This is a genomic window from Catalinimonas locisalis (assembly GCF_038039535.1).
In the GTDB taxonomy this organism is placed as follows: Bacteria; Bacteroidota; Bacteroidia; order Cytophagales; family Cyclobacteriaceae; genus Catalinimonas.
In genome coordinates, this window is record NZ_JBBPHP010000108.1 from 1 (window position 1) to 1,157 (window position 1,157).

1 protein-coding gene is annotated in these 1,157 nt (G+C 44.7%); it reads left to right on the plus strand.

All coding sequences use genetic code 11. From position 1 onward, the window contains the following. Positions 1 to 132 precede the first annotated feature (132 nt). The coding region (cheB, locus tag WJR50_RS34080) for a chemotaxis-specific protein-glutamate methyltransferase CheB (RefSeq protein WP_341297794.1) at positions 133 to 1,157 on the plus strand (1,025 nt) is incomplete at its 3' end.

Sequence of the window (1,157 nt, forward strand, 5' to 3'; positions counted from 1 at the left end):
ATGATCAGTGCTGTGGGGCAGGAGTCAGTCATTGCAGAAGGCAAATCTCTAGGCGCTCATGACTATATCGTGAAGCCTTTTACCGCTGAGAAACTTCTGGAAGTATTGAACAAACTGTAATCACAGTAGCGCATGACTTCTCAGAAGATTAAGGTGGTACTGATAGAAGATTCGGGCCTGATGCGTATTCTGCTGGCTGATATTTTGAGAAGTGATGCTGAGATAGTAGTCTTAGCAACCGCTGCCAACGGAAAAGAAGGTTTAGAAAAAATAAAGCTTCTTAAGCCGGATGTAGTCATCACGGATATGATTATGCCTCAGCTTGATGGCTTACAGGTGGTAAGACAGCTCATGCAGAAAGAGCCTTTGCCCGTAATATTACTAAGTTCTTTAGAAAAAAAGGACCCTAAGGTTTTTGATGCCCTGAGTGCGGGAGCCTTTGAGTTTATCAACAAGGAGCAGGTAGTAGCTTTAGCTAAAGAAGGTCAGTTTCCTTTGAATGAGCTGGTCAAGACAGCGGCTACTGCCAATGGACCTTCTTTGATTTCGCGCAAAATACGCAAGAATACCAATGCCCACAGTTTCAGCAGTGAACTACCCTATCATATTATTGCGATTGCAGCCTCTACCGGAGGCCCGGCAGCCATTGAAGCCGTGATCAAACAGCTACCGGCAAATCTGAAGATTCCTATTGTGATTGCTCAGCATATGACTGAACAGTTTCTGTCCTCTTTTGCACAGCGTCTCAATAAACTAAGTCCGCTGCACATCAAACTGGCTGAACGTAATGAAACCCTGGAAGGAGAAACTATTTACATAGCTCCCGGGCATACCAATATGAAAGTGGTCCACAATGCAGTAACCGGGAAAGCTACGATAGCTTTTATCAGCAAAATGTACAAAGAGTTTAATAATCCTTCAGCAGACTGTCTGCTTAGTTCAGTGGCTGAAGTATACAAAGAAAAAGCAATAGGCGTAGTACTGACAGGAATGGGTAAAGATGGTACAGAAGGATTAGCAGCCATTTACCAAAAGCGCGGATACACCATTGCCCAGGACAAAAGTTCATCAGTGGTCTATGGTATGCCCAGGTCAGCGATAGAGCGGGGAGTGGTACATCAGGTAGTCAAACTCCCTGAGATAGGAGGCTTCCTGAT